The following is a 1863-nucleotide window of genomic DNA, read 5'->3' on the forward strand; positions in this document are numbered from 1 at the left end:
GTATTGTACAATACGCGAGCGGGGACGCTCGCACTACAATAAAAAAAATGCTTTTTACAAAACTGAGATGCTCCCCCACGAACGAAAGACGCGCAATTGCTCAACTCTCCTCAATCGGTAAGCAAACTCGGAGAAGTCAGCACAAAGACATCCCTGGTTCCCACCCCTTCAGATTCCGGTTTAATCGGTGTAGTAAAGTGGAAAAACTCATGGTCGTTAACTAACAGCAATTCTCCCGGATGCAGAATTTTATTAAAAACAGGCTTCTCTCTTTTAGCCAAGTACAAATGCGTTTCCCCGCCTACAATATTAGTTCTGTCCACCGAGAAAATCCCGATAAAGTCAGTACCGTCTTGGTGAATGCCTTCCGGTGCGGGGTTGCCAAAATTGTGCGGCGAACAAGTCGTCCTGATTTGATGGATGCCGATTTCAGCTTCCGGGTGAATTTTGCAGGAATCGAAAAAAGCAAAAATCATCTGTTTGAAATTATCGAGGGCAATTAGCCGATCGTCCAATTCGGCAAATTCCCGCTTGATATCACCCACTAGCGGATTGTATGTTTTGCTTTGATACAAATAGCCGTGAGGTAACTTAACTAACTCATTTCCGTTGACTGCAAACCGCGATAATCTTCTCGAACGATACTTACCTTTCACATACGGATCGACAGGCATATCGTCAAAAAATTCCTTGAAACCTTCTAGCTTAATCGAGTTTACTTTTTTGAAAGTAAACATGAAAGCATAATCCAAATGAATGGATTCTAATACGGTTTTCATAGATTTTACTCCCTGAAGCCTTGCTCCCCTCCCTAATTTTGCCTGGAGGAGGTGTATGCTTCTACTCTAGCGCAGGATTTTTGGATGTGTCGTAAAAGACACTACAAAAATTGCAAAGATATCGTAAAGCTTGCAAGATGAATCCGGGGCTGGTTCTTCTTTTAATCCAAAATCCCCAATCTAAAATCTAAAATCTAAAATCTAAAATCGATTGACTGCTTTCACCAGCGACTGACAGGCCCGCAGGAAAACGGCAACATCGACCCCAAGTGCAACGTACTGAACGCCAGCATCAATCCACTGCTGGGCGATTTCGGGGTTTTCGGCAAAAGTACCTGCGGCTTTGCCTGCTTTGCGGATGGTTTGCACTGCCTCCTGCATCATGTCGATGACGCGGGGATCGCGGACTTGGCCGGGAATGCCGATCGACTGTGACAAATCGTAAGGCCCCAGAAAAATCACGTCCACCTCTGGCACAGTAACAATTTCTGCCAGGTTGTCGATGCCGCCTTTGCCTTCGACATGAATCACAACTAAGGATTCTTCGTTGAGTCGATCGGTGATATTTGTACCTGCGGCGGTGTAAAGTCCCGCCCGCGTAGCAAAGGAAAGACCTCGCGTGCCCAGAGGACTGTATTTAGCGCTTTTGACAGCGGTTTCGGCATCGATTTTACTTTCAACTTGAGGTACTTGAACGCCTGCACTGCCGATGTCGAGAGCTCGTTGAATTTGCGGCCCATCGTTTTTGCGGACGCGAATAATCGGTGCAATTCCGGTACAGTCGGCGGCGCGACACAAATCTTCAGCAGCAAGCGGGTTCAGGGGGCCGTGTTCCATGTCGATAACGGCGAAATCAAATCCCGCGTGACCGCATATTTCCATGAATGCGGGATAAGCGCAGTTCATAAATAAACCTAGGACTGTTTCGCCTTTTTTAATTTTTTGTTTGAGTTGGTTTGTACGCATGGGTAATCCCGGAAAATTGAGTTTTTTCTTAGCGCAGATGAAGGGAGCATCTCAGTTTTGCATTTACAGTGCGAGCGTCCCCGCTCGCGTATTGTACAATACGCGAGCGGGGACGCTC

At 46.6% G+C, this 1863-nt stretch carries 2 protein-coding genes; both read right to left on the minus strand.

Annotated elements, in window-relative coordinates:
• Positions 1–110: 110 nt before the first annotated feature.
• Positions 111–779: a 2OG-Fe dioxygenase family protein gene (locus QUB16_RS33285; protein ID WP_333322658.1), complete on the minus strand. Its 669-nt coding sequence runs from the start codon at positions 777–779 to the stop codon at positions 111–113.
• A 201-nt stretch (positions 780–980) separates the two neighbouring features.
• Complete coding sequence (locus tag QUB16_RS33290; RefSeq protein WP_333322660.1) at positions 981–1745, minus strand: aldolase/citrate lyase family protein; 765 nt, start codon at positions 1743–1745, stop codon at positions 981–983.
• Positions 1746–1863 lie beyond the last annotated feature (118 nt).

It is taken from the genome of Microcoleus sp. D3_18a_C4, assembly GCF_036702415.1.
Classification (GTDB): Bacteria; Cyanobacteriota; Cyanobacteriia; order Cyanobacteriales; family Microcoleaceae; genus Microcoleus.